This window comes from Niallia sp. RD1, assembly GCF_024219955.1.
GTDB classification, from domain to species: domain Bacteria; phylum Bacillota; class Bacilli; order Bacillales; family Cytobacillaceae; genus Niallia; species Niallia alba.
The window spans coordinates 1,827,550-1,852,034 of sequence record NZ_CP100420.1 but is presented as its reverse complement, the minus strand read 5'-3'; the positions used below and the strand labels follow the sequence as shown (position 1 = coordinate 1,852,034).

Here is a 24,485-nt window from a genome sequence, read left to right as displayed (position 1 = left end):
GATAATAGGATTATTTTCGTTTGTTTAACTCTTCTTGCGCCTTTTTGATTATTTCATTCATGTTACCTTTTGAATCGTTCGGAACTTTACGTACGTCGAAGCTTAAACCAGCTTCTTTTAACTTAGCAAATGCATTAATATCGTCTTGGTTAAAAGCCAATACCTTATTCGGTTGAACTTTACCTGGTGAGTGTGCCATCGAACCTACGTTGATTGTCTTCAATGGAACGCCACCCTCAACCGCTCTAAGCGCATCTTGTGGATTTTCAAATAGAAGCAATGCGCGTTGACCACCAAAGTGTTGATCATCTTTTGCAAGCTCGATCATTTTTTTCACAGGAACCACATGTGCCTTTACACCTGGAGGAGCAGCCTGTTGGATTAATTTCTTACGAAGGTCATCCTTCGCTACTTCATCAGATACAACAATAATACGTGTAGGCTGCGTAGTTTTTGTCCAAGCAGTCGCTACTTGTCCATGAAGTAAACGAGAGTCAATACGAGCTAATACGTATTCAAATTTACCAGGAGCACCAGCATTTACTGGTTGAGCAGTTGCAGTAGCAGCTGTTTCTGCTGGTTCTAATTTTTCAGGTCTTACTTTAACTCCTTCTTTTGCTGTCCCTAAAATATGTGCGGCAATTTCATGTGCCGTGTTCATTGTGAAGCGTGATGCATAAGCTTCAATCAACATTGGTAAGTTCATACCAGCAACGATTGCCCATTTTTCATTGTTTTCTTCAAACAAGCTATTGGCTTGGTTGAAAGGAGTTCCACCCCAAAGATCGACTAAGAATAGTACTTCGTCTTGGTTGTCGAAAGAGGCAATTGCTTCTTTCATTTTTGCCTTTACATCTGCAGGTCCTTCGCTCGGCATCAATGTAACAGCTTTTACATTTTCTTGCTCCCCGAAGATCATCGACCCAGATTGCAACATACCACTGGCAAATTCACCGTGACTAGCAATGATAATTCCTACCATCTTTTTACCTCCTATTATATTTTTTACAGCTAAATATGGAGAATCCACTAAAGTATCTTTTCAGCTGCATTTTCATAGCTCATCTAAAGCGATTACAGATTTCATACAATAAAAAAGGCATGAGTAAAAAGTCGATTTAAATGAAGCTATGGGTATAGAATGCCCCTTAATGCTTCATTCAAACATACTTTTTTACTCATGCCTGATCGAATCAGTAACACGTAAAAATAATGCCGATGGTTATTTAATTTCTGCAAACGCTTTAAATGGAGTGTTTAATTATTCTCGCTTAACTTTAGTAAGCTTCCAAAAAAATTATAGCATACCGAATATTCACTTTCAATAGGGAAAATATTTTTTTGGTTCCGCTATCATCTTATCAGTGATGACTCTTTCAAGATCATTACGGAGATGCAGGTTAATCGTTTAAATCCATAATATTCAGTACTTCTTCTACTTTCAAAAACTCTTACTTTTTTGATTTAATTCTCAATCCACGCTTAATAACATCAAAGAAACTCAATGATTGGACCATGCGTTTCGGATCAACGTATTCACGGATTACTCGCAAAACTTTCTTCGGATCTTTAGAGGAAAATGTATACGTCCCATTTCGCTTAGTTTGGACGGAATAACGGGGTATCCATTTTCCTTTGAACATGATCGAAGCGATTACATAATCAACTTCTTCCCAAGGAATCTGTATAAACTTACGAGCATCACGGCTATTAAAGAATTCAAATCCTTTGTCCCCAATCATAATCTTCCCATATTCTGAAATTCCCGTATGCGAGGTTGCATTAATAACTAAATCGACTTTTGTGTTAATTGATTGGACCATTTTTTTACTCCATTTCTATCTTTTAATACTAATAATTATACGTGTTTTTTTGCTTTAAGCAAATACTCTGGGGAAGTTCACATTATCTTCGAAATTATGAGAGATTGATGAAGGGTCTGATATATCTTAGCAGAAATCATGGATAGTCTAGATAAGGGGAAATATGAATCTTCATTTTTTTCCCAATAGTAAAATAGGTCTCTAAAAGTTCGATCAAACTTTTAGAGACCTCGATCATTATCTTCTAGTTAGTAAAATGTTCGCATTTCACTTTCGTTTTTAACAAGTCCTTTTCTATTACATCAGCATCTCCAAAGTTGTTTTTCCAAAAAAGATGCCTGTAAAAAGAACTTAATATCCAAAAGTTCCTGAACCTGTCTTTTACGATTTTCTTATAAGCTTTAGTGTCCAAGGTAAAGCAACCCCAAATACTAGCAAATAACAAGGAATGGAATAAATAGGTTTCCATCCCTTTAATTTTAAAAAGCCTAGTTTTCCTAATATATACTCCATTAAAAATGATAATAATGAAAATAAAATTACTCTAATTAGCTTTGTAGGAGATTTATAACGATTTAAAAACAAGATTGCAATTGTAACAGGTCCTACAATAAACATAAAATAATCAGGTATCCCACCGATTGAGGAATCTCCTGAATCTAACAGATCGAAAATATAGAATATTACAATATTAATTAACCAGCCATAAAAACCAACCATTCCACAAAGTAATATCCACTCATTTCTTGAAATATTTTTAGTTGTAGTGATTGAAAAATATAGTAGTATGGATCCTGTTAAATAAATAAATCATGAACCTTTTGCTGTAAGGTTAAGTCTTTCTACTACACCATTCCAGTACATAGCTAACCTCCGTAAATAAATTTAATTAGTTGTATAGACTTATTTTTTATTATTTTCATTAACGATTTATTTATGTAAATTATTATAAACCTCCGAATAACTAAATCATTTTCACCCTAATTTACTTTTTCAGATGCATAATATCGGACAAACAATAAACATATTTTATCACTAGTGTTGCACTAATTAAATTTCAATATTAAAAATACCCATAATCTTCACTATTTTGTTTTGTGCAAAGAAAAAGTCCTTTATAATGGAAAAGTCAGGTGGTAACCCGTCCAAATCCACTAATAAAGGACATCTCACATGGACAAGATTACACGAAAAAATTCATTTGGACAATGGTTTTCACCAATTAATTCTCATTTATTTGAGGAGCAAGTGAAAACATTGAAATTAGATTTCTATACGAAAAAATTAACGACCGAATCGTTCCTAAAATTATTCCTGTTTGCACAATTACAGGAAATTGAGAGTCTTCATGCACTAAGTGATAGTCTTTTCAATGACCAACTTCAAAAGGAGATCAACCTTGATTCTATTAGTATTTCTCAGTTATCACGTCGATTAAATGGGTTGAATCCTGACCTTTTCCAAAGGCTATTTCTCGATTTAGTATCACAAATTCATGCTAAAACACACTATACAAAACTGGTCATGCCGTTAAAAATCATCGATTCAAGCACATTGCCACTGAAAAGTTTGCACTACAATAGAATTTCTTTTGTGTCATCTAATTTTTTAATACTAATGGGTTCGGATATTTCAAAAGCCAACACTGCTGGACTAAGGAGGAATATTAATTTAAATTTAGTATAACAAATAACTATACACCACAGCACTTTTTGTATTTTTTCCCACTCCCACAAGGACAAGGATCATTTCTTTTAGGCTTTTCCACTGGCAATTCAATTTTATTGCTATTTATTTCCGGACTTCCTTGTAAAACTGCCTTTCCCGCTTCCTTCATCTCCTTATATCGCTTTTTTAATAGCTCCATTGCTTCTGCACTATCTTTTAATGAACCCTTAACAATCTCATCCACTTGTCTCTTAGAAATACCATAGATATCAAGAATCTCATACCTTTTCCTTTTCAAAGATAATCTTATAGCAAACTCAGAATCATTATTTTCGCTTTCTGTAAAGATAAGAATAACATCATCACATTTGCAACTTGGATTCATACAATACTGATCATAAATAATATATTTTATATCATTTACTTCAGTTCCTAAGACAAGCCCTTTTTTCTCTTCAAACACATCAAAATAACTAAAGGTATTACCACTTAAAATATCAGATTTTTCCATAGTTTCCACTTTTTTTATCATTCCTATTTTCAGTCTATTAAAAAATGCATTCAAAGAACGATCCACTATTGAACATTATCTGTATGACCAGAACCATTCTTGATATAAATCTATCCATTTAAAATTCTTATGTCCTTCATCCAATTTGATGCTAGCTAATGGCAGTATTACTTTTTTCCTACCCAACCTGCATTCAACAAGAATTCCATAATTTTCGTCTACTTTCATCTCTTGGTCTAAATGAATACAGCTGACTTCAAATTCTGCGATTTCTAAAGGGCCAACTTCCTCTTCATATAACGCAGTAAAAGGAAATATCATATGTTGTAATAGATATTCATAAAAACTCATTAAACTTGTCTCTTTTACATTGAGTAATTTGTCCATATAACTTGCTTTATATTTATTACCACTCTCTAAACCGCTTATTCCTAATATTTGGGCAGCTTGAATTTCCCATTCTTCGATTTCAATCTGCTGATCATTCAACATATCTTGAGGAACGATTAATCCATTTACTATTGAAAGATTATTAAAAGGACTACCTTGAACAACTGACTCTATCGAGAAATTACTATCAAAATAGGTCATATTAAACATATCTCTAATTTTCTTCGACTTTTGCGAAGTCGTACTTTGCTTGGTGCCAAAATACTCAAAAATTTCTGTAGCAGACACATATGGTTGACTAGATTTATCAAATAAAAAATTAATCGTTCCCAAAGCATGGATTACTGCCGCAGCCCATATTTCAATACGGCCTGACAGGAATGGAATGTCTCTTTTTCTAGCCATTTTGTTTATTAATTTTTCAATTACTCCCTCATATTCTTCATTTAAAAATTGCTTACTAAACTCAATTGTTAATTTCAGTAATTCTGCCTTCTTTTCCTCTACCTTTTCTTTTGGTTTAGTCATACTCCACAACCTCTAATCTATTAGTCTGCTCTTAAAGTAGATTTTCTTAATTAATAGGATAATTCGTTATCCTTTTTGTTATGACACTTTTTACATCTTTTCGGGTATGAAAGACCTTTTTTCTTATAAAATTGCTGCTCTCCTGTTGTAAAGGTAAATCGTTCTCCACATACCCAGCATTTTAAAAGTAGGTCATGCGGTTCAATACCCTCTAATGCTTCTTTGATAGATTCTGTTTTTTCCTTTACAACTGAATGATCAAACGGCTCTTTTCTATTTAATACATTTATAGTTGTTCGAATCTCATCTCTTACCTTTTTATAATCAACTTTCTCCCATAATTCTAGATAAGGAATAAGTCCTTGATCTCCGAATTTTTTAATCTTCTCAAGCAGCAATAGAATCATTTTCCTATTCCGATCCTTTAGATAGCTCATATCGGGATTTTGCTTTCCCTGCTTGACCCATTCCTTCCATTCATTTAAAAGTTCATCCGCACATTGATCGGACTCTATGTACCACCCCCTTTCTGTAAAAACAATCATTGGTAGTCTTCCATAATACTCAATATCTAGAAAATCATAATCGATCATCCAGTCAATTTTTTGCATAATTTCATCTAGATTTTCTGATTTATAATAACCATAGACAGGACACTTATCCAGCTCCAGCTGTAATACTTTCTTCTCCCGTGAGCCCTTTAAGATTTTGGCAAGAAGTGTTCTTCCACCTTTAGCAATAATTTCATCAGCTGCTCTCAATATGACTTTTATTTCTTCATCAGATAATCGATCAGTCTTAGATTTCATCAAAATGGTAAGTCCTCCTCATCAACCCAGTGATCAGAAACAATCAGTTTTTCTTGTTTTTTGGGCTTTATTTTTAATTCTTCACTGAGAGCAGGCTTAAATGTAATGACCCTATTGAACTTCTCCTCATATAGATCACGAATCCATACTTTTACAGGTGCTTTCCATAGCTGATTAGGCATGGGGATATTTTTAATTAAGCTCTTAGCTGTCATCCCCAACTCCTTAGCCATTTGTAGATCAGTCTCATTCAATTTGCATCGTTTTTTGGCCTCTGCCCAAGCTTGTGAATTCCTTTTTGCCACCAACACCAAATCCTTCTTTTTAGACAATAAATTGTGAAAGATATTCTGCAATATAACTCATTATCCCTTTGTCCACCCACTAAACTTTTAACATTTTTTATCACTGTTCAGATTTTCAACTCCCACAACATTTCTTAAATTTCTTCCCGCTCCCACATGGGCAAAGATCGTTTCTCCCCACCTTTTGACGGGTTTGGAGACTAATGACCTCTCCTTTTTTATTGGGCAAAGGCGGTAAGACCTTCTTTTCCTGCGCGAATAGCTCTTCCGATGTATATCCCTTTAAATACCATTCCCTCGTATTATTCATAAGAAGAACAACGGCATCCATCAGTCTTTGCACTGCTTCTAAGCTTTCAAATGTCAGGTGAGTCTGTAAATATTGAAGAAGCTGACTAGGTTGATTGCCTAATTTCGCATGCATAATACAGTCCTCAACAAACTCCTTCGCCTCTTGTTTTGACATCCGATACTCTTTCGTAAATAGAGATAAAAGTTGAGAATAACCTTTTGGACACTCCACATAGTCCGTTTCACCTGCTTCAAGGAGCTGTTTCTTCGAGAATGGATAGTAATCAATATTCTTTCTAGATGCCTGCTCCTCTAAAATAACTAAAGGGTCTAGCACTTCCCAGTAAGAATAGCCATACCTGTTAATGTATATTTCTTGATAGTATTCCATCGCATCAAATATAACCTGATTGAAGGCAAGGTAATCTGGGTGAATAGGCGTGTATTTCTCAACTAAATGCACTAACTCGTCATGCGGCACCGTTCCAAAATAATAGAGTAGTCCGCGGGTAATCTTTATCCATTCCGTATTCCGCTTAACATCTGTAAGTATCGTTTCGTCTTGAATAATTTTCACTAGAGAAGGCAATAATTCCAAAGGGATCATGACGATTGGATTACCATTTTGAAAACTAGTAAACATAAAACCAGTTTTATGGAGATACTCCATCTCCTCGATTTCTAGATTGTTTGCGCTCATAACTCCATTATTGGCAATGATATTTTTTATTAAAAATAATCGTCGCTCATCGAACTTACTGATAATATTTCTGAAAAGAACAGGGATTGCCTCTGCCAAAGATTGGATTAACTCCGCCTTTTTCATCGAGCTTATATTTTTAATTTGCAGCTTTTTCCGGATGTCTTGAAGATCTGCGACTTTTAATGCGGATAGCGCTTCCTTTAATGAAACTATTCCTATTATCTTTTGATTCTTGTTTTTATTTACCACCATTTTTTACCCCTTTCACATTGCGTCCACCTCTGACAACATCAAAAGCCACGGCAACTCCTTACTAGCCATCTTTTTCATCTCATATTTATTTTTTCATTTTATCACACATGTGCTTAATATGAACACTTGAAACGGGGCCGACTACTCTAAAAGGAACTTTCTTATTCCTCCAACTAAACTTTCAGATATAAAAAAGAAGCTTCCCATAAGTTTGCTCAACTCATGAGAAGCGTCCTTTAAAAACTTCATGTTAACAAAAATGTTAGCATTCCACTCTCATCTTACATAAAGCCCTTATATATCAAGGGTTTGAGGGCGTTTATTACATCATGCCGCCCATTCCACCCATACCGCCCATATCAGGCATTGCTGGTGCACCTGCTGGTTCTGGCTTGTCAGCAACTACAGCCTCAGTTGTTAAGAACATAGCAGCAACTGAACCTGCGTTTTGTAAGGCAGAACGAGTAACTTTAGTTGGGTCAACGACTTTCATTTTATCTAAAGTAGATAGACTACTTCTTTATTAAATGATTACATTATCAGTATAAAGTAGTCATAAAAAATTGTAAAGGTGTCTAAAGTCTGTATCTATCCATTCCCCTTTTTATCCTTTAACATTTTTCCTCTTTTATTATATTACTGATATCATAAGGGGTACAAACACTATTCCTTCTTTGTTAAGGTTTCATTATTCCATCTGAAACTAACCTTCAAATGTATGCATATTTTATTTTCAAATGGTATTTAAAACTAGTCAAACAATTGTACGTGTTAAAATATTGTGACCGTCAAGTAAAATGAAACAGTTTTTGCTCATTTAAGTGACACAATTAATTGGAAATTAGATTTAGAATAAAATGTTCTCTTTAGTAATAAAAGCTATCTTATGGCAGTAAATAAAAAGAGCCGAAATATACAAGTAGTGTATAAAAACTTGCATAATTCGGCTCTTTTTTGCTCTTCATTTGTTTTACTAAAGCCCCCGTTTGTTTAAGTGAATGGATTCACAAAGTTGAGTTTTACAAATATATTTGTAGTAAAAAAGAAGGGAAAAGCCCTCCTTCTTTTTTACTTATAAATTGATTAACTTCTTAAATTCTTCTAAATCCACTGTTTCATTAAATAATACTTTTTCTACAGCTAACGTGACCATATGTGGAATCTTTATTAACTTATCATTTTTAAAATCTAGGTTAGTTAACATGATAATGGTCTTATTATAGTTTTTGTAACTTATAAGTCCTGTACAATAACCTGCCCAGTAACCATCATGTAGCACAATGTCCTTATATTTTGGATGATTTTCTAACTTCCATCCAAGACCATACCCACCATAATTATCATGCAATCCAGGGCAATATCCTGTTGTAACGTTTCCTATTAAAGAAGCAGGATCTAATAAGAGATTAGTGGCTTCTTGTGAAATTAGCTTATTATTTAATATTGATTTTTCCCATATGAAAAGATCATCAACAGTAGACTTAATACCACCATCCCCCTTTATACCATCCAAAAAGTAAACATACTTATGCTCAACTAACTCATTAGGGTGATAATATAAATCTTTTTCCCAATCATAGATAAAACCAATAGAAAAATTCTCTAATTCATTATTTATAAATTGCGAATACGTTGATGTATTTCTCATTTCTAGAGGGGTAAATATTCTATCTTGAAGAAACTTACCATAAGTTAGATCAGAAACCATTTCAATTACTTCTGCTAACAAAACATATCCCGTATTACAATACTCCCACTTTGCATTAACTTCAAATAATACTTCAGGTTTCTGCTCTTTTAAGTAATTTATTACATCCTTATTTGTAGCGATTCTACTATGATCCCAGTTTGATGTTTCTTCGAACCACTCCATATAGTCAGGTAGTCCTGAGGTATGATTTAAAAGGTTCTTGATAGTAATACCTTTATACGGGAGTGAAGGAAAATACCTTGTTATATCATCATCAAGCCCCATTCTTTTCTGGTCGATTAACATCAAGATTGCCATTGCAGTAAAACTCTTTGAAATAGCGGATTAACCCCCGAATTTTGGACAATAACTCTCTTATTCTTTCATTTCCTCAGTTTTTTATTTTATAGATTTCTTTCATTATTCTTCAAAAAGGCCATGTTGCTTGACATGGAGCCTCTGCGGGCATGATTCTCCTGCCAAGAAGCCAGCTGTTTTACAACATTGGCATCGCCGAACGAGGCTATCATGCCCGCCACTCCAAATCAAGCTGATGCTTTGAATGAATACATCCATTACACCCGAACCTCCTTGATCACCAATGAATCTTGTTTTTGATAGAATTCCTTTGGTGACAAATCTAGTATACTAGAATGCATACGTCTCTCGTTGTAGAACTCCATAAAATTCATGACTTCTTGATATGCTTCTGTGTAGGTTTCAAACTGCCATCTGGATAGGCAATCGTCCTCAAAAATGCGATGGAAAGACTCAATATGAGCATTCATATTTGGTGTTCTTGGTGGAATTCTTTCGTGCTCAATTTTGGAATCTTCACAAAACTTTTCAAAAGTATGGGAAATAAACTGCGGTCCATTGTCTGTTCGGATTACAGGTTTTTCCAATTCATCATATTGTTGGCGTTTTAATAATGCCCTTTTCAGTGTCTGTTTGACATCATCTCCAGTGCAGCTTAATCCCATATGATAGGTAATGATGCCCCTGTCATAAACATCGATGATGGACATGACAAAGAAAAAGCGATCCTCACCTTCGATAAAGCCATATTTAATGTCAGCTTCCCATAGCTGATTAGATCTTGTAATAATGCGATTTCTTGCTAGTTTCCTAGGGTATGAGACTTTCTTTTGGCGCTGTGGGCGTAAGATGTCCAATTCTTTACAAATCCGGTATACTTTTTTCTTGTTAATTTTAAGTTTGTATTTTCGCCTTAAGACCTTAGTGAGTTTGCGATAACCATAGTTATAGCAATCACCGGCAATCTCTTCTAGTAGAAATTCTTTAATCTGTTCGTCTGATATCTTTTGACCGTCCTCTTGGATCGAATAACCTGGTGCTGGACGTCCCTCACTTACTTTTTTCTCCTCAACACGATAATTCTTTTGATAATAGTATGTGGATCGAGGAATACCTATGATTTTAAGCACCTTTGAAATCGAGTAGCCTTTTTGAATCCATTTGTTAGCTACTTCATGCTTTTCAGCAAGTGAGGGTTTTTCTTTTTTATAAGATCCCTCAGGATCGCTATTTCAAGGTCTTTTTCACCTAATAACATTTTAAGTTTTTCATTTTCTTTGGATAATTCTTTGGAGTCTATATCTGGCAGCACAGCCACATCTACTTCACCAAATTTACCATCTTTGTATTCACGAACCCAGCGACTAACCATATTGGGATTCAGATCATACCGGCGAGCTACAAGGGTATTCTTCCCTGTGTCTTGGGCTTCCTTGATGACTTGTAATTTAAATTCTTTAGAATGTTTTATTCGTTTCATGATGTCAGCCTCCTTGGTACATTAAGCAGTATAATAAATATTACTCTTATTGTCCAAGTTCATTTTGGGGCTTATGAGATAGATGCAATCTCAAAGACTGAATCAAGTGAATGTTCTTCTGAATCGGATTTCCTTCCTATAGCCCTTTTGTAAAAAACTTTACCTTCTAAAGACAAAAGTATAACTCCACTAAATAACCGATTACACTCTAAGAAATTAAATAACTTATCAAGCTCTTTTTTTCTTAATTCTTGTTTATCCATTATCTATTTCCTCCATTTATGATCTGATTTTATTAGTACATTCCAATCATTTTTGGAGGTCCTCTGATCCTGGGTTATATAAAGCTAAAAATAGAGTACATAAATGAATTTCCCCTTATTTATTTAATTATTTATTTTAACAACTTAATTAGGTTTTTACCAATAATACCCACTGAACTATCCTGCCCCATTTCTTACATAAGCTAGTTTACATTTATTACAGGAATACTGCTCCTTCTAGTTCCAAAAGATTTACCGAAAAACAGGAGCATAAATTCTCCTAAATCCTAAAATTAATGCTTCTGATAGTTTACGTACAACGTTTCGCAATATTTTATTGAGTAAAAAACAAACCTATTTTTAGTTACAAGTACAATTTCTCCCATTCACTCAAATACATTTTTTCTGTTTGGTCAATTTCTTTTGGTAATCTTGCAATAAACTCCAAATGGTTTCCATCTGGGTCGTCAAAGTAAATCATTGCATGTGCTTGATTAGGTACAACCACAGCTTCTTCTGTTCCTCTATTAAATTCATCTCTTACTTCAATCCCACGTTCCTTTAACCAATTTTTTGCTTTCTTAATATCATCTAATTCAACATAAAATGCAATATGTCTCAATGAAACGTGATAAGGAACTCTTGATTCTGCTCCTTCCCATAAACCAATCCAACTTTTTCCTTCTTCAATCCAAAAAAAGGCTACTTTCTCATATTTTTTATACAGTTTTAAACCTAGTTTTCCATAAAACTCGATAGAACGTTCTAAATCTATAACTGGTAAATGTCCTTCATACAGTCCTTTTATCACTGACCTTTTCCCCCAATCCCCAATGTTTAAAATTACTCTTTTATTTTAATTTTAATAAAGTTCTTCCTCAACAATACTGCCCCGTTAGTGCAGCAAGAACAACTTTACAAATGTGTATAAATATTAGCATGTATACATTATCTTGAGAGTGGCGATTCATAATTATAATACTGAAACATTCATTAATTTCTTTCTAGAAATAGCCAAAAAGAGGCTAACATTAAAAATATACGTTTCAAATTGGAAAAAAGTGTCCCACTTTATCAAGCAAAAACTGTGTCATCTCTTTCAAGCGGTCACAAATATTTAACTATTAATGCATAATGGGCTATAAAATTTATTCCTTTGCTGTATCAAGAAACAAAAATAATTAATAAAAAGGCAATTAACTGACCTTATTACTTTAGCAAATTTTTAATAAGTACCTTTAATGAGTTTACAAATTTCTGCGAATATTCTGTGTTTATTTCATTTGCAAACGTTTTTTCAGTATTTAAATTATTAACATTAATACTTATTGGAATTAGTCCTTTATCAATTAATTGTTGAGCCTTATGCTTGTGAAGGTCAGCCAATATAATATAATGATTCCCACCAATATGAGTTCGTAATAATTGATACATATCCATAAAATATTTGTCGGTAAAGGAAAAACCAATAAAAAGAAAGGATTTTTGAGACATAATTCCACTTAAGATACTTTTATTTTTATCATCATTATAAAGCCTTTCGTAATCTTTTTCAGTAACTACCATTGATTCTTTTTTTTCAACATTTCCATGTAGGTGAATTATTCTTTGATTTTTCTCTGAAAATAACTCTTGCATTACTTTTATATCATCAAGTATAAAAGGAAAAGAAAATTTACTTTTATACTGGCTAAGTGAATTATCATAATTTGTCGTAATGTAAAAATCAGAATTAAGATTTAGAATATCATTTATATTATGGTATTCTTTACCTAGTTCTTTTCTAAAGTGCTTATTTATGTAGTCACGGATAAAAGTTTTAATTTGTTCTTCAGTTCTATATGTTAATGATTCATTCTGTAATATATCTAAAGCATTAAAAATATCCCCAACTTTTAAATAATCCTTAAACTGTTCAACATCGTCAGGATTTGGTAATCCTGTTTCCATTTTAGAAATAAGACCTGTCCAATTAGGTAAGCCTAATGGGATAGAAACACCTGAACCGAGAAAAGGAACCACATTATTCAAATTAATCTTTAGTTGTCTAAAATTCTCCAAATATAAGGTATCAATTGTACCCTCTAATTCCTTCTTTTCTTTGTTTTCAATCTCTTCTATAAGTTGTTCTTTTAGTGTATATAATTCTCTTACAATATGAAATTCAGAATCCTCTAACAAGGACTTACAGAAATTACATTCTTCTTTAAGCGAATCTGCAACTTCTGATTCTCCACCTTTAATTTCACATTCATACGCATATTTAATATCGATTAAATTATTACTCTTAAGAAGTTCAATTAATTCACTAGTAATTATTCCCGAAACTTTATTACTCATGAGATATTCTTCAGTAAAATCTTCTTCATCCTTTAATAATTCTATTAATTTTATAAATTTTTCCTCATCCATTTTTAACCTTTCTTTAACGATGGTTATTAAGGTATTTAACAACATGATATATAATCTCCTTATTAAGAGGTCTAGTAGGTTTAAACACAACTTCAAAGTAAGTTGATTTTGAATATATAGTAGTTTGTATGACATCAAAGTCTTTAGGATTTTTAAATTCATAATCAGTAAACCAAGATATTGACCATTGTTCCAAACCAAGTGCGTCTCTAAAGCTAATGTACAAACTATGAAACATGTCAGATGCAGAAACAGGTTGTTTAGAACTAGATGATTGCGTTGAACCTCTATTAGCTTTATTTGAAGTGAACTTTATTTTTGTTGGGTACCCAACTAATTTTTTACCTTTTGCCATTTTCACAAGGTCTTTTCCCTTATAATTAGTTTTAATATAATTTGCTATTAATAAGGATGATATATTTTCTTCTAATTTATCTCGATCATGCTTTTTTGGCTTTTTTCCCGAAGGAAACAAGTCACTAATTAATTGTTTTACACTTGAAGACACTGAACTACTAGTCCTACTTATTACCTCCGCACGGATATCTTTTAAAAGCTGTTCGTCAAGATTTTTGCATAAATTATACATACTTAATCTATCTTTTTTCACGTCGATAGTTTGCGTATTATAAAGTAAATCAGCAATAATATTATCTTTAACTCGTTTATATAATTGATAAGTTGTTTTATCTAATTTTTGATTTTCTTCTTCGTTATCCAATTTTTTTATATCCTGTTTAGTTCTTATCATAGTCAAATAAGTATTACTTTTAAAATCAATATCTATTCCAGCAACAAAATACTCTGTTCTATCTCCAGTAGGAACAACCTCCACAAAGATAATTCTTGCATTAATTAGTTCTTCACCATTTGCTTCATAATCAAATCCAGCAATAAATTTAGAATTAATTGATGAAACATTCAGACTATCCATTAAAAAAAATCCTTCTTCACTCATTTCAGGGTATAAAGCGGAAGGAATATTATCATTATGATTAAGGCTTTCTATCACCTTTTTCATATTTTGCTTAAACTGAGATACTTTCAATTTTGTATTAAACTCATCAATGTATACATGCTTAAGATGGCTATATAAAATATTCTCAAAAAATATTTCATTTAACTTTTTCTCTAAATCAGGATTTTCCATGTGGATTTTAGAAAAGATATCACCCAAGTTAGTTAATTCATTTATTTCTATATCAAGGTCATTACTTATTCTTTCTTTAAATGTATCCATTTCAATATACTCTGCAAATTTAAATCCAGCAAACACATACATCTTCTCAATACTTGTTTTCTTATTTTTTTTCAACCTAACCCCCCCTTACCTATATACATACTTCTTAAATACTATTATACAATATATTCCTGCTATTAATATCTATTAAATGGTATATGGATTATCATTTTTAATATAAATTCTTCTTTAATATTACTATTCTATAATATAATCTTCTTCCTCAACCATATCTGTTATCTTGCTTATGGTTGAGGTTAGAAGATTGTACCGCTTTAGCGGAACATATTAATTTTAAGGATATTGCATTATCAAACATATATATAATTTTATTCCTTTTACACTTTGCAAAATTGGATTATATATCCCTTGCTAATGGATGTTAAGATTATTTTATGTATTAAGTAGTTATATACAAAGGTACAAATTAGAATTAAATCACTGTATCCCATGGGGCTGTATGAGTGAATCGACTTTTTCTTTTGTCAAAAAAACGTCAAACATTTATTAAACATCTAAGATTTAACTAGATTAGGATTTATTAAGATTTCATTATCCTTCTTAATAAAAACTCTCTCTCCATTCTCCAATTCCATTAACTTCAATTGCCTACCACAACTTCTAGTGTTTGAATATCCACATAGGAAAGTAATTTCAGCTAATGATAAATCTACCCTTGTCTCTACAGGTACAATATAAGGTGCTAATGCTAGTATTGGATATAAGGTTTTTGGTGCATTGTTTTTATACAGATACTCAAGTGGCTTATTAAAAATCTTAGCTAATTTAACATCATCATCATGCTTACCTATACCATATTTCCCTCGCTTTAATGCTATATCATTGTTGAAATACAATCCTTGGTATCCTTCAGCAATAATACCTTGTGAGAATAAGTTTTTATAAAATGTATTGAATGTACTGATATGTTTAATACCTATGTATTGTTGAATCATCTTCTTATCCAATGCAATACGGTTATTTGATACTAGCTTTCCGTTATAACTTTGGAAGGTAGCTAAATACGCTATCGATACTTTCTCACTGTTACTAAAATTAGGATTGTCGAGAATCCATTTGATACCTGTTATAGTGTAATAAGTGTATGGATTATCACTCCTTTTAAACTTCATAAAAGGAACTAGTTCATTGTGTACTTTTGGTGCATATCTTTCGTGAATTGAATTTACTTCTTCAACTTGTTCAATCATTTTCTAACACTCCTTTGTTTTTACAATCAATCTATATAAACAAAACCCTTTGTGTTAAAGGGTTTTGAAATTGTCGGTATAAAGAACTTTTTCGTACTCTTTGCATATGTCATTATTCGTTTCCATGTCTTCGTCAATTAGGCAACGAAGATATTCACTTACATTAAAATTGTTTAACATTGCTTGTAATTTTAAATATCGAATTTGACTCTCTTCTAGATATACAGATGCATGTTTGGTCTTCTCCACTTCTCATCTCTCCTTTTCCAGTTGTTCAATCGTTTTGTTTATTTGACTCCTAATAGTCTTTAACACTTCCAAATCATGACCAGAAGCCATCAAATTTCTAATTAACATTTCCACCCCTTTGATGTCTATTAACTTAACAATCTTTTGCTCCATTCGATAAAAAGCAAGATACTCATTTGTAATAGGGCTATAACTAATTACATCTAATAACTTGGATATTGGAATGCCAATTGCCAATGAAAATGAACACAAATCAATGTATAATCCTTTTTGATTACTATTTAGTGCTAATTTCTCTTTTCCTATTAAGACCTCTATTCCAAACTCATCATGCTTTTTTAATGGCTTTATTTCTTGCTTACTATTGATTAAAGTCATGGTTTATCCTCCTTTTTAAATATATTCAACACACGTTTGGAAGGGGGAGGTTGTGAAGTTTTTCCCCTTCCATTTCCTTTCAAATAAAAGTAGATTACTGTACTTTTGAGAACAAAGAAGTTAGAAGTGAAGTATGAAAAGAGGAAGTTTTTCATATTCCTTTATATAAACTTCTAGAACAGGTTCAAAATATGCCATTGTCATGCAGTAGCACCATCTATGTTATAGATTTAAGATTTTGTGTTAAAAAATTTGCAACTTTATTTTAATTCCTATAACAGTGATTATGAGAATGCATCTATACGACACACTATGTTAGCCACGTATAAACCCACCTAAAGGAAGTACGTTCGTTACCATATTCCTATTAACTTTCAATAACAGACAAGAAAAACCCCCTAGAATTAGCCTAGAGGGCATGTACAGTTATACAATTTGATTTTTGATTATGTTCGGATGTATTTAGTCGAAAGGACTAATATGTTGTGACTATGAATATAATACCCATATTTCCTTTGGTGGGCGGAATATAAAGGAAGTACAAACAGTTATATTCCAAAACTAAAATCTATTAGCAATGGTAAAGCCGTTATACTGACAACTCCTCCTACACCAAAAGTTAGATAAATTAATTGTTTTCCGTTTAATCCATAGGCTACTGTTTCTCTTACTTTAATACCTCATGGAATAGTGAAACTAATCACCACAAATCACTTCTTTCCATAATAGTATTTGCTTTATCCATGTTATCTAAAACAGAGTCCATGTCTTCATCTTCTAAATTCGTAAGCGTTTTCGGCATTTTTTCTGCAACAACTTCATAGTAGTCCATTGCTTTTAATAAGTCTCTGTGCTCATCTTTTTTACTATAAGGGGGTTTTATATCTCTAACATCGCCAATTTCTCTATCTAGCCTATCTGAAATACGAGTAACCTCATCTTTAAATTCGTCAGTTTCTCTTATATATGGGTCAGAGCCTATATCTACAATGTCGCTAAAGTCAAGCATAATAGCTGAAATGTCGTTAAACGAACCTTCAATTTCTTCTTCGTACTCATCTTCGCTTAGTCTAGAGGTAATATCATAGACAAAATAACCTCCAAATAATACGCATGCACCAACAATCGAGCAAATAATAATTTTCTTTTCTTTCTTCATTGAAACCATCTCCTTCCTTTTTTTAATAGATTTGCTAGTTTGTTTGAGTTTCCAGTTATACCTTGCCTATGTTGACAAATGGCTTTATAAGGTTTGAACTCCCGCTTATAAATTTTCTTAGGAATGCAGGAGGAAATACCATTAGGAACATAGTTGAGAATCCTATTAAAATGCTGTTCATATTGTCTATAAAATCAATTCCTGAAGATAAAGCCATATTTACTTACACATTTATGTAATTGCCAATATCCAATTATGAGGAAGAACAAAATCAAATATTAGGAGAAATAACGTTTCAAACTAGGGGTAGGGGGTAATTCAAATAAAAACACATAATCCGAACGAAAATTGATCTAGGCACCTGCTGATACAAAACCTCGAAAAATTGAAATCAATTATTATAAAAATATTATATATTCTAGTAATTAATTATTTACTATTATTACTATAACTAATAGTAACTGACTGTTTAGCAGTATTTGATTCCAGCTTTATTTTTGTTTTGTCTGTTTCCCATATTAAAGACGTTACACCCCAGTCTGAAAAAGAATCATCTAATTTATAATCTTCCCCATATTCTGCTACTAAATTTTTTTCTATCCCTTCTAATAAATCAGGTACACTATCAGGAAATAGTAAAAAGTTGTAGTTACTATCAAATTTATACCCAGCTGAAACTAATTTATCTTTCTTAAAATTGAAATATACAATAACATTCTCAAATTTCTCTTCTACATCTGTATCATAAATATACAAACCTTTATAAAATAAATAATCACTGTCATTTAAATCTACAAGCTTATTATTTAAGCTATCCTCTTCTTCTATTAAATCTAAGCCTTCGACTGTTTTTATAACTTCTTCTTTATCCATACCCCAATACGTATTGCTAAATGTATACTCTTTCTCGTTCTCTTTCTTTCCCCCCTCGGTAACTGTGGAGCATGCCCCCAGTAACAAGACCAAAATTGATAATAATAATATTTTTTTCATTTCATACTCCCTTATAATTTTTTCTAAAGAATATTATAAAAATTCCCACTTACATTATACTACAATTAATACATATTAGTATCAATATTGATTTTTAATACTAAAGTACCTATTCTTTATTAATTTCCCATTACCTACACTTTAAAGAAAGAGGTGGGGAAAATGTCCGATATATTAAAACTTGTTGGAGCAAAAATACGTGATTATAGAAAAGAAAAAGGAATTTCTCAAGAAGAGCTTGGTGAACGTGCAGGATTTCATTTTTCATACATTGGTGGAGTTGAACGTGGTGAAAGAAACCTCTCATTAACTAATATTGCCAAAATTGCTGATTGCTTAGATGTTGACCTATATAAATTGTTTAGTTATGTATCAATTAATAAAGAAGTATCTGAAAAAGAAAAAAGTATACGTGAAGTTTTAACTAACTTGATTGATAAAGAGCCAAAAGAAATTAATATGATTAATAATATTATAGAAGAAATATTCGATACATTTTATGAAAAATAAAATGAAAACAGAGGGAGTACATAATTTCACTCCCTTAATCCTCCTAATAAATTGAAACTACCTTTTCCCTCTGCTCATACGTGGATTTTCGATAAAATTTGCTGAAATACTTTGTTTATCAAAACCTTCTTTTAAATCCTTTGTTTTTTATACATCTAAAGTATTTAATGGATTATATTTATTATTTTGCTCTCTCAATTCATTTCCCCACATAGCAACATATCTCATCGTAACTGTTATATTTTGATGCCTCATTAACTTTTGAATTGCGAAAGCACTCATACCAGACATGGCTAGCCTATGACAAAATGTATGACGAAATGTATGGGCAGAAACACGAATATCTTTAAAATTCATTTTTCGACCTAGATATTTAAACACTAGCATCAATGCATTTTCAGTCATCTGAGTGTTATTTCTTTTGACAAATACATATTCGTTTAAATTGCCCCAATGTTGTTTACAAAAGGTCTGATACCCCGATAACTCCTTTGACAGCTTGTCCGTAATTGGGATTGTTTCTTTCCTTCTACTTTTACCAAAAACTGAAATAGTTTGGTTGATGAAATCAATATCTGACCATTGTAGATTGATGATTTCTCCTCTCCTTATTCCTGTTCCAAGTAAAGTAACTATCATCATATAGTCCCGATATGCAACATAACTTTTTTCTCGCTGTTTAATCCTTCTGTAAAAGTTCAACATTTGACGTATTTGGTCATCACTAAATACATCAATCTTGATATCTTCCTTTTGCTTTTTAACTTTCTTAGCAGGATTGTTTATGATGACTTCACATTCAACCATGTAATTTAGAAATGCTCGTATTCTTAAAAGTTTGGTATTAATTGTCCCAGCCTTATTCCCCCTTTCTTGACATTCTAATAGATATTGCCGTACATGGGTGTAGGTTATGTCTTCGATGTTTACAACCTCATTCTCGATACAATAGTTCACAAATTCACCAAGCAGTGTTTTGTAATTCCTAATGTTTGTTTCTGTTGTATTTTTAAAACGTCTGTCATCTAAAAAATCTTGAAAAGCAAATTTCAACAACATAAAAAAGACTACCTCCTTGTTTTTAGGAAGTAGTCTATTCTTTAGAAAAAAGTAATTTTCGTGACCAGTTCTCAGTTCGGGCGAAAAATAGCCTTAACTATTTTTCAGATATTTGGCTCAAAAGCCTTACATCATGCCGCCCATTCCACCCATACCGCCCATATCAGGCATTGCTGGTGCACCTGCTGGTTCTGGCTTGTCAGCAACTACAGCCTCAGTTGTTAAGAACATAGCAGCAACTGAACCTGCGTTTTGTAAGGCAGAACGAGTAACTTTAGTTGGATCAACGATACCAGCTTCGATCATGTTTACCCATTCGCCGTTAGCAGCGTTGAATCCTGTTCCCACTGGTTCGTTTTTCAATTTCTCAACGATTACGGATCCTTCTAGACCTGCGTTGAATGCGATTTGACGAACTGGTTCTTCGATCGCGCGTAGAACGATGTTTATACCAGTTGCTTCGTCGCCTTCTGCTTCAATAGCAGCTACTTTATTGTATACGTTTAGAAGTGCTGTACCACCACCTGCTACGATACCTTCTTCCACAGCAGCGCGTGTAGAGTTTAGAGCATCTTCGATACGTAGTTTGCGTTCTTTTAATTCTGTTTCTGTTGCAGCTCCAACTTTCACTACTGCTACACCGCCAGAAAGTTTTGCAAGACGTTCTTGTAATTTTTCACGGTCAAATTCAGAAGTTGTTTCTTCTAATTGAACACGGATTTGGTTAACGCGTGCTTGGATATCATCAGATGAACCTGCACCTTCTACAATTGTAGTAGTTTCTTTTGTGATTACTACTTTTGCAGCGCGTCCTAAAGATTCAATAGATGTTGTTTTAAGCTCTAAGCCAAGATCTTCTGTGATTACTTGACCGCCAGTTAAAACAGCGATATCTTCTAACATTGCTTTACGACGATCACCGAATCCAGGAGCTTTAACAGCTACTGCAGTGAAAGTACCGCGAAGTTTGTTTAATACTAATGTAGCATTTGCTTCGCCTTCAACGTCTTCTGCAACGATTAATAATGGTTTACCTTGTTGAACAACTTGCTCTAACACTGGTAAAATTTCTTGAATGTTTGTAATCTTTTTATCTGTAATTAAGATATATGGATTTTCAAGAACAGCTTCCATTTTATCTGAGTCAGTTACCATGTAAGGTGATACATATCCACGGTCGAACTGCATACCTTCTACTACGTCTAGCTCAGTAGTGAAACCTTTTGATTCTTCGATTGTGATAACACCGTCGTTACCAACGCGTTCCATTGCTTCAGCAATTAATTGTCCTACTTCTTCATCAGCTGAAGAAATTGCAGCAACTTGGGCAATAGAAGCTTTGCCTTCGATTGGTTTAGAGATAGCTTTTAGTTCTTCAATTGCAGTTGCAATTGCTTTGTCCATCCCTTTGCGGATACCCATTGGGTTAGCTCCAGCTGTAACGTTTTTAAGACCTTCGCGAATCATTGCTTGTGCTAGAACTGTTGCAGTAGTTGTCCCGTCTCCAGCAACATCATTTGTTTTGCTTGCTACTTCAGCAACTAGTTTTGCACCCATGTTTTCGAATGCATCTTCTAATTCGATTTCTTTAGCAATTGTTACACCATCGTTTGTGATAAGTGGTGAACCAAATTTCTTCTCAAGAACCACGTTACGTCCTTTTGGTCCAAGTGTTACTTTAACAGCATCTGCTAGAGCATCAACCCCACGCAGCATAGCACGGCGAGCTTCTTCACTAAATTTAATATCTTTAGCCATTTTGAAAAACCTCCTCAAGTATTGTTTATCATGTATTTTTTATAATCAGTTAATCTCTTATGTTTAAAATAGAATTAGCCAACGATAGCTAAGATGTCGCTTTCGCGAAGAATCAAGTACTCTTTACCTTCGTATTTCACTTCAGTACCAGAGTATTTTGAGAAGATAATGCGGTCATCAACAGATACTTCAAGCGCAACACGCTCTCCGTTATCTAATACGCGACCAGTTCCTACAGCTACTACTTTACCTTCTTGAGGCTTTTCTTTAGCAGAGTCTGGTAATACGATACCACTTGCAGTTTTTTCTTCTGTTTCAACAAGCTCAATAATAATACGATCTCCTAATGGCTTTAACAAGTGAAACAACCTCCTCAAATTATATACATTATATTTTCTTGTTAGCACTCAATCGCTATGAGTGCTAACACAATTATTATATTAATTAATCTTTTCTCATAATGCAAGAGACAAGACTTATTTTTTCGTAAATTTTTTTTCTAGACTCAAGCTCCCTTACAAAGTATATACGTTAAAGCCTTAAATATTCACTCTTTCTATTATTTTAGTTGTTACTATTTGAAACTGAGCACTGCTTATTAGTAGAATAGAAAGTATGATTGTTTCTATTCTCCAATATAATAAGTACGAACGACTTATATATATTCTTTCATCACCATTTTATTAAACCATTATTATTTAAAGGAGCTTTTATTTTGAAAAAAGAATATTGGATTATCTTAATAACTTATATCGCTATGCAGCTTTCTACATTTGTCGGAGTTCCAGTTGTTCTTTTTATCGCTGATTTACTGGGCTACAATCCAGCTTCTAAAGCGATACAATTTCAAGCTGGCGTTATTTGGCTAATATTTAGTTTTATCCTTACTTTAATCATCTGCCTTCTTTTATTAAGAAAAGAAGTGCGAAATCCAATGCGTTCGGATGTAATGAGCTTGCCTGCATCTATTGGATGGGCTATCGGCGGAGTTTTTCTTTCTTTATTTGCCCAGAGCTTTGCCGGAATAGTTGAGCAATTATTAGGCATTAAACCTGGTTCAGAAAATACAGAACAAATCATGCGTATTATCGATTCCGCGCCTTTTGTTATTCTGGTTGTGAGTATCATTGGTCCGATTTTAGAAGAAATTGTTTTCCGTAAAATTATTTTCGGCTCTCTTTATCAACGGTTCGGATTTTTTATCTCTGCACTTGTAAGCTCCCTTATCTTTGCAGTTGCTCATATGGATTTTGTCCATATTCTCCTATATGCAAGCATGGGTTTTACATTTGCTTTTCTTTACGTAAAGACCAAAAGAATCCTTGTGCCAATCTTCGCCCATGTCGCAATGAATACACTGGTAGTTATTCTGCAATTAAACTATGACAGAATTATCGAATGGCAGGAAAAGTACTCGGGCGTAACACAATTTATTGGAGGATTTTTATAAAATGAGAAGATCACCGTTATTTTCAGGAGTTCTATATATTATTTTGGGAGCTCTGTTTACGTATTTTGCTATTCACGATCTACAAAGAAACCAAGACTGGGGATTCTATACGTATTTATTAGTCATTCTGGCAACCTTTGACATCGGATCAGGAATAAAGTTAATCAACTTCCACTTCTTCCTGAAAAAAAACCAAAATGATGCAAAAAAACCGAAGTAATAGCTATTTAAAAGCTTTTAATATGTAGTTGGAGTTTTAAAGAGCAAGCAACTGGCCAGAGCAAAAATCAGCAAATCTCAAAAAAATGCGTGTATAAGAATGTAGTTAGCCCTACACCCTTATACACGCATTTCCTTTTTATTCTTCCGTTTCCTCAACCTCTACTTCTACATCTGGAGTAGGATAGTGCTTTAAGAAATACACAAGTGATTGTAATTCCACAGCCAAATCAATATGATGAACCCGTACATTTGCAGGCACATTTAACCGCGCTGGAGTAAAATTCAATATCCCTTTAATATTACTTTCTACTAAACGATCCGTAATTACCTGAGCTGTACTTGCAGGAACTGTTAGTATCGCTACTTCCACATCATTTTCTTGGAGAACCTTTTCTAAGTCATCCATATGATAAATAGGCACATCGTTTACTAAAGTGCCAATCTTTTCTTCTTCAACGTCGAATCCTACTTCTATTTTTGTGTTATTATTTTTTAAGAAGTTATATTTTAAAAAGGCAACTCCAAGATTACCAACACCAATTAAAGCTACCTTAGTTAGTTCATCTTGGTCTAATGTTTTACGGAAAAATGATAATAAATAGTTTACATTATATCCATACCCTTTTTTTCCAAGGGCGCCAAAATAAGAGAAATCCCGTCTTATGGTAGCAGAATCTACTTTCACCGCTTCACTTAATTCAGCTGAAGAGACTCTCTGCTTGCCTGATGAATGTAAGTTTTTTAAAAAACGATAGTATAATGGTAACCGCTTCGCTGTTGCCTGCGGTATTTTCATTACCTCATTATGCATAC

The 24,485-nt window shown here is 33.1% G+C and carries 27 protein-coding genes and 2 pseudogenes; 4 read left to right on the top strand and 25 right to left on the bottom strand.

Annotated features, from left to right (window positions below; genetic code table 11):
• Nucleotides 1-10: 10 nt before the first annotated feature.
• The 3 genes from NKG37_RS08865 to NKG37_RS08855 form a co-directional block, all read right to left on the bottom strand.
• Nucleotides 11-982: a mannose/fructose/sorbose PTS transporter subunit IIA gene (locus NKG37_RS08865; RefSeq protein ID WP_101728825.1), complete on the bottom strand. Its 972-nt coding sequence runs from the start codon at nucleotides 980-982 to the stop codon at nucleotides 11-13.
• 469 nt (nucleotides 983-1,451) lie between these two features.
• Nucleotides 1,452-1,823, bottom strand: a complete 372-nt coding sequence (locus tag NKG37_RS08860) for a DUF956 family protein (RefSeq protein ID WP_016204025.1) — start codon at nucleotides 1,821-1,823, stop codon at nucleotides 1,452-1,454.
• 381 nt (nucleotides 1,824-2,204) lie between these two features.
• Complete coding sequence (locus tag NKG37_RS08855) at nucleotides 2,205-2,543, bottom strand: hypothetical protein (RefSeq protein WP_254416104.1); 339 nt, start codon at nucleotides 2,541-2,543, stop codon at nucleotides 2,205-2,207.
• A gap of 453 nt (nucleotides 2,544-2,996) precedes the next feature.
• Between NKG37_RS08855 and NKG37_RS08850 the strand changes: the two are divergent.
• A pseudogene (locus tag NKG37_RS08850) lies at nucleotides 2,997-3,386 on the top strand (DUF4372 domain-containing protein); the annotation flags it as partial.
• Nucleotides 3,387-3,516: 130 nt separating this feature from the next.
• On the opposite strand, the gene NKG37_RS08845 reads toward NKG37_RS08850, so the two are convergent.
• The 18 genes and pseudogenes from NKG37_RS08845 to NKG37_RS08765 all read right to left on the bottom strand — a co-directional run bounded on the left by NKG37_RS08845 (nucleotide 3,517) and on the right by NKG37_RS08765 (nucleotide 18,673).
• Nucleotides 3,517-4,056: a YecA family protein gene (locus NKG37_RS08845; RefSeq protein WP_254416103.1), complete on the bottom strand. Its 540-nt coding sequence runs from the start codon at nucleotides 4,054-4,056 to the stop codon at nucleotides 3,517-3,519.
• A gap of 21 nt (nucleotides 4,057-4,077) precedes the next feature.
• Entirely contained in the window at nucleotides 4,078-4,920 is an 843-nt protein-coding gene (locus tag NKG37_RS08840) for a DUF6398 domain-containing protein (protein WP_169187747.1), read from the bottom strand.
• A gap of 50 nt (nucleotides 4,921-4,970) precedes the next feature.
• Nucleotides 4,971-5,729 carry an RQC-minor-1 family DNA-binding protein gene (locus NKG37_RS08835; protein ID WP_254416386.1) on the bottom strand — a complete coding sequence of 253 codons (759 nt, stop codon included), beginning with the start codon at nucleotides 5,727-5,729 and terminating at the stop codon, nucleotides 4,971-4,973.
• Nucleotides 5,729-6,061, bottom strand: coding sequence for a hypothetical protein (locus tag NKG37_RS08830; protein WP_254416102.1), 333 nt, complete (start codon nucleotides 6,059-6,061; stop codon nucleotides 5,729-5,731). The genes NKG37_RS08835 and NKG37_RS08830 overlap by 1 nt, the downstream gene beginning before the upstream one ends.
• An 88-nt stretch (nucleotides 6,062-6,149) precedes the next feature.
• Nucleotides 6,150-7,280, bottom strand: coding sequence for an SEC-C metal-binding domain-containing protein (locus NKG37_RS08825; protein ID WP_254416101.1), 1,131 nt, complete (start codon nucleotides 7,278-7,280; stop codon nucleotides 6,150-6,152).
• 322 nt (nucleotides 7,281-7,602) lie between these two features.
• A pseudogene (locus NKG37_RS08820) lies at nucleotides 7,603-7,767 on the bottom strand (molecular chaperone GroEL); the annotation flags it as partial.
• Between the two features lie 585 nt (nucleotides 7,768-8,352).
• Nucleotides 8,353-9,288: a serine hydrolase domain-containing protein gene (locus NKG37_RS08815; protein ID WP_254416100.1), complete on the bottom strand. Its 936-nt coding sequence runs from the start codon at nucleotides 9,286-9,288 to the stop codon at nucleotides 8,353-8,355.
• A gap of 86 nt (nucleotides 9,289-9,374) precedes the next feature.
• The gene (locus NKG37_RS26045; protein ID WP_263479876.1) at nucleotides 9,375-9,500 is read right to left on the bottom strand and encodes a hypothetical protein; all 126 of its coding nucleotides are present in this window, start codon (nucleotides 9,498-9,500) and stop codon (nucleotides 9,375-9,377) included.
• Between the two features lie 45 nt (nucleotides 9,501-9,545).
• A protein-coding gene (locus tag NKG37_RS08810; protein WP_173026407.1) for an IS3 family transposase occupies nucleotides 9,546-10,768 on the bottom strand; the annotation gives its coding sequence in 2 pieces (ribosomal slippage) (nucleotides 9,546-10,480 and nucleotides 10,480-10,768; 1,224 coding nt in all).
• A 71-nt stretch (nucleotides 10,769-10,839) separates the two neighbouring features.
• Nucleotides 10,840-11,031: a hypothetical protein gene (locus NKG37_RS08805; RefSeq protein WP_254416099.1), complete on the bottom strand. Its 192-nt coding sequence runs from the start codon at nucleotides 11,029-11,031 to the stop codon at nucleotides 10,840-10,842.
• 364 nt (nucleotides 11,032-11,395) lie between these two features.
• Nucleotides 11,396-11,842 carry a VOC family protein gene (locus NKG37_RS08800; RefSeq protein ID WP_144546919.1) on the bottom strand — a complete coding sequence of 149 codons (447 nt, stop codon included), beginning with the start codon at nucleotides 11,840-11,842 and terminating at the stop codon, nucleotides 11,396-11,398.
• 398 nt (nucleotides 11,843-12,240) lie between these two features.
• Nucleotides 12,241-13,488, bottom strand: coding sequence for an SIR2 family protein (locus NKG37_RS08795; RefSeq protein ID WP_254416098.1), 1,248 nt, complete (start codon nucleotides 13,486-13,488; stop codon nucleotides 12,241-12,243).
• Nucleotides 13,457-14,758 (bottom strand): hypothetical protein, encoded by a 1,302-nt coding sequence (locus NKG37_RS08790; RefSeq protein ID WP_254416097.1) that lies wholly within the window; start codon nucleotides 14,756-14,758, stop codon nucleotides 13,457-13,459. Before NKG37_RS08790 ends, NKG37_RS08795 begins: the two co-directional genes overlap by 32 nt.
• A 440-nt stretch (nucleotides 14,759-15,198) precedes the next feature.
• Nucleotides 15,199-15,894 (bottom strand): hypothetical protein, encoded by a 696-nt coding sequence (locus NKG37_RS08785; RefSeq protein WP_254416096.1) that lies wholly within the window; start codon nucleotides 15,892-15,894, stop codon nucleotides 15,199-15,201.
• A 54-nt stretch (nucleotides 15,895-15,948) separates the two neighbouring features.
• Nucleotides 15,949-16,143: a hypothetical protein gene (locus NKG37_RS08780; RefSeq protein WP_254416095.1), complete on the bottom strand. Its 195-nt coding sequence runs from the start codon at nucleotides 16,141-16,143 to the stop codon at nucleotides 15,949-15,951.
• A gap of 3 nt (nucleotides 16,144-16,146) precedes the next feature.
• Complete coding sequence (locus NKG37_RS08775; protein WP_254416094.1) at nucleotides 16,147-16,521, bottom strand: hypothetical protein; 375 nt, start codon at nucleotides 16,519-16,521, stop codon at nucleotides 16,147-16,149.
• Between the two features lie 700 nt (nucleotides 16,522-17,221).
• Nucleotides 17,222-17,680: a hypothetical protein gene (locus NKG37_RS08770; RefSeq protein ID WP_254416093.1), complete on the bottom strand. Its 459-nt coding sequence runs from the start codon at nucleotides 17,678-17,680 to the stop codon at nucleotides 17,222-17,224.
• Nucleotides 17,681-18,109: 429 nt separating this feature from the next.
• Nucleotides 18,110-18,673, bottom strand: coding sequence for a hypothetical protein (locus NKG37_RS08765; protein WP_254416092.1), 564 nt, complete (start codon nucleotides 18,671-18,673; stop codon nucleotides 18,110-18,112).
• A 162-nt stretch (nucleotides 18,674-18,835) separates the two neighbouring features.
• Between NKG37_RS08765 and NKG37_RS08760 the strand changes: the two genes are divergently transcribed.
• Nucleotides 18,836-19,183: a helix-turn-helix domain-containing protein gene (locus NKG37_RS08760; protein WP_254416091.1), complete on the top strand. Its 348-nt coding sequence runs from the start codon at nucleotides 18,836-18,838 to the stop codon at nucleotides 19,181-19,183.
• Between the two features lie 147 nt (nucleotides 19,184-19,330).
• Here NKG37_RS08760 and NKG37_RS08755 read toward each other — a convergent pair whose 3' ends face one another.
• The 3 genes from NKG37_RS08755 to groES form a co-directional block, all read right to left on the bottom strand.
• Nucleotides 19,331-20,242 carry a tyrosine-type recombinase/integrase gene (locus NKG37_RS08755; protein WP_254416090.1) on the bottom strand — a complete coding sequence of 304 codons (912 nt, stop codon included), beginning with the start codon at nucleotides 20,240-20,242 and terminating at the stop codon, nucleotides 19,331-19,333.
• 126 nt (nucleotides 20,243-20,368) lie between these two features.
• The gene (gene groL, locus NKG37_RS08750; protein WP_254416089.1) at nucleotides 20,369-22,000 is read right to left on the bottom strand and encodes a chaperonin GroEL; all 1,632 of its coding nucleotides are present in this window, start codon (nucleotides 21,998-22,000) and stop codon (nucleotides 20,369-20,371) included.
• 74 nt (nucleotides 22,001-22,074) lie between these two features.
• Nucleotides 22,075-22,359: a co-chaperone GroES gene (groES, locus tag NKG37_RS08745; protein WP_016204035.1), complete on the bottom strand. Its 285-nt coding sequence runs from the start codon at nucleotides 22,357-22,359 to the stop codon at nucleotides 22,075-22,077.
• Between the two features lie 356 nt (nucleotides 22,360-22,715).
• Here groES and NKG37_RS08740 point away from each other — a divergent pair, with 356 nt between their 5' ends.
• On the top strand, nucleotides 22,716-23,450 hold the full coding sequence (locus NKG37_RS08740) for a CPBP family intramembrane glutamic endopeptidase (protein WP_254416088.1): 735 nt from the start codon (nucleotides 22,716-22,718) through the stop codon (nucleotides 23,448-23,450).
• A 1-nt stretch (nucleotide 23,451) separates the two neighbouring features.
• Nucleotides 23,452-23,670 carry a YdiK family protein gene (locus tag NKG37_RS08735; RefSeq protein WP_254416087.1) on the top strand — a complete coding sequence of 73 codons (219 nt, stop codon included), beginning with the start codon at nucleotides 23,452-23,454 and terminating at the stop codon, nucleotides 23,668-23,670.
• A 138-nt stretch (nucleotides 23,671-23,808) separates the two neighbouring features.
• On the opposite strand, the gene NKG37_RS08730 is transcribed toward NKG37_RS08735, so the two are convergent.
• Entirely contained in the window at nucleotides 23,809-24,483 is a 675-nt protein-coding gene (locus tag NKG37_RS08730) for a redox-sensing transcriptional repressor Rex (RefSeq protein ID WP_254416086.1), read from the bottom strand.
• Nucleotides 24,484-24,485 lie beyond the last annotated feature (2 nt).

What these genes read in the sequence shown, in the direction of transcription:
- NKG37_RS08765 (WP_254416092.1), bottom strand. Translation starts at nt 18,673, where the DNA reads ATGAAAAAAATATTATTATTATCAATTTTGGTCTTGTTACTGGGGGCA.
- NKG37_RS08840 (WP_169187747.1), bottom strand. Translation starts at nt 4,920, where the DNA reads ATGACTAAACCAAAAGAAAAGGTAGAGGAAAAGAAGGCAGAATTACTG.
- NKG37_RS26045 (WP_263479876.1), bottom strand. Translation starts at nt 9,500, where the DNA reads ATGATAGCCTCGTTCGGCGATGCCAATGTTGTAAAACAGCTGGCTTCT.
- NKG37_RS08770 (WP_254416093.1), bottom strand. Translation starts at nt 17,680, where the DNA reads ATGAAGAAAGAAAAGAAAATTATTATTTGCTCGATTGTTGGTGCATGC.
- NKG37_RS08755 (WP_254416090.1), bottom strand. Translation starts at nt 20,242, where the DNA reads ATGTTGTTGAAATTTGCTTTTCAAGATTTTTTAGATGACAGACGTTTT.
- NKG37_RS08865 (WP_101728825.1), bottom strand. Translation starts at nt 982, where the DNA reads ATGGTAGGAATTATCATTGCTAGTCACGGTGAATTTGCCAGTGGTATG.
- NKG37_RS08860 (WP_016204025.1), bottom strand. Translation starts at nt 1,823, where the DNA reads ATGGTCCAATCAATTAACACAAAAGTCGATTTAGTTATTAATGCAACC.
- NKG37_RS08760 (WP_254416091.1), top strand. Translation starts at nt 18,836, where the DNA reads ATGTCCGATATATTAAAACTTGTTGGAGCAAAAATACGTGATTATAGA.
- NKG37_RS08825 (WP_254416101.1), bottom strand. Translation starts at nt 7,280, where the DNA reads ATGGTGGTAAATAAAAACAAGAATCAAAAGATAATAGGAATAGTTTCA.
- NKG37_RS08835 (WP_254416386.1), bottom strand. Translation starts at nt 5,729, where the DNA reads ATGAAATCTAAGACTGATCGATTATCTGATGAAGAAATAAAAGTCATA.
- NKG37_RS08855 (WP_254416104.1), bottom strand. Translation starts at nt 2,543, where the DNA reads ATGGTTGGTTTTTATGGCTGGTTAATTAATATTGTAATATTCTATATT.
- NKG37_RS08785 (WP_254416096.1), bottom strand. Translation starts at nt 15,894, where the DNA reads ATGATTGAACAAGTTGAAGAAGTAAATTCAATTCACGAAAGATATGCA.
- groL (WP_254416089.1), bottom strand. Translation starts at nt 22,000, where the DNA reads ATGGCTAAAGATATTAAATTTAGTGAAGAAGCTCGCCGTGCTATGCTG.
- NKG37_RS08775 (WP_254416094.1), bottom strand. Translation starts at nt 16,521, where the DNA reads ATGACTTTAATCAATAGTAAGCAAGAAATAAAGCCATTAAAAAAGCAT.
- NKG37_RS08815 (WP_254416100.1), bottom strand. Translation starts at nt 9,288, where the DNA reads ATGGCAATCTTGATGTTAATCGACCAGAAAAGAATGGGGCTTGATGAT.
- NKG37_RS08795 (WP_254416098.1), bottom strand. Translation starts at nt 13,488, where the DNA reads ATGTTGTTAAATACCTTAATAACCATCGTTAAAGAAAGGTTAAAAATG.
- NKG37_RS08735 (WP_254416087.1), top strand. Translation starts at nt 23,452, where the DNA reads ATGAGAAGATCACCGTTATTTTCAGGAGTTCTATATATTATTTTGGGA.
- NKG37_RS08805 (WP_254416099.1), bottom strand. Translation starts at nt 11,031, where the DNA reads ATGGATAAACAAGAATTAAGAAAAAAAGAGCTTGATAAGTTATTTAAT.
- NKG37_RS08730 (WP_254416086.1), bottom strand. Translation starts at nt 24,483, where the DNA reads ATGCATAATGAGGTAATGAAAATACCGCAGGCAACAGCGAAGCGGTTA.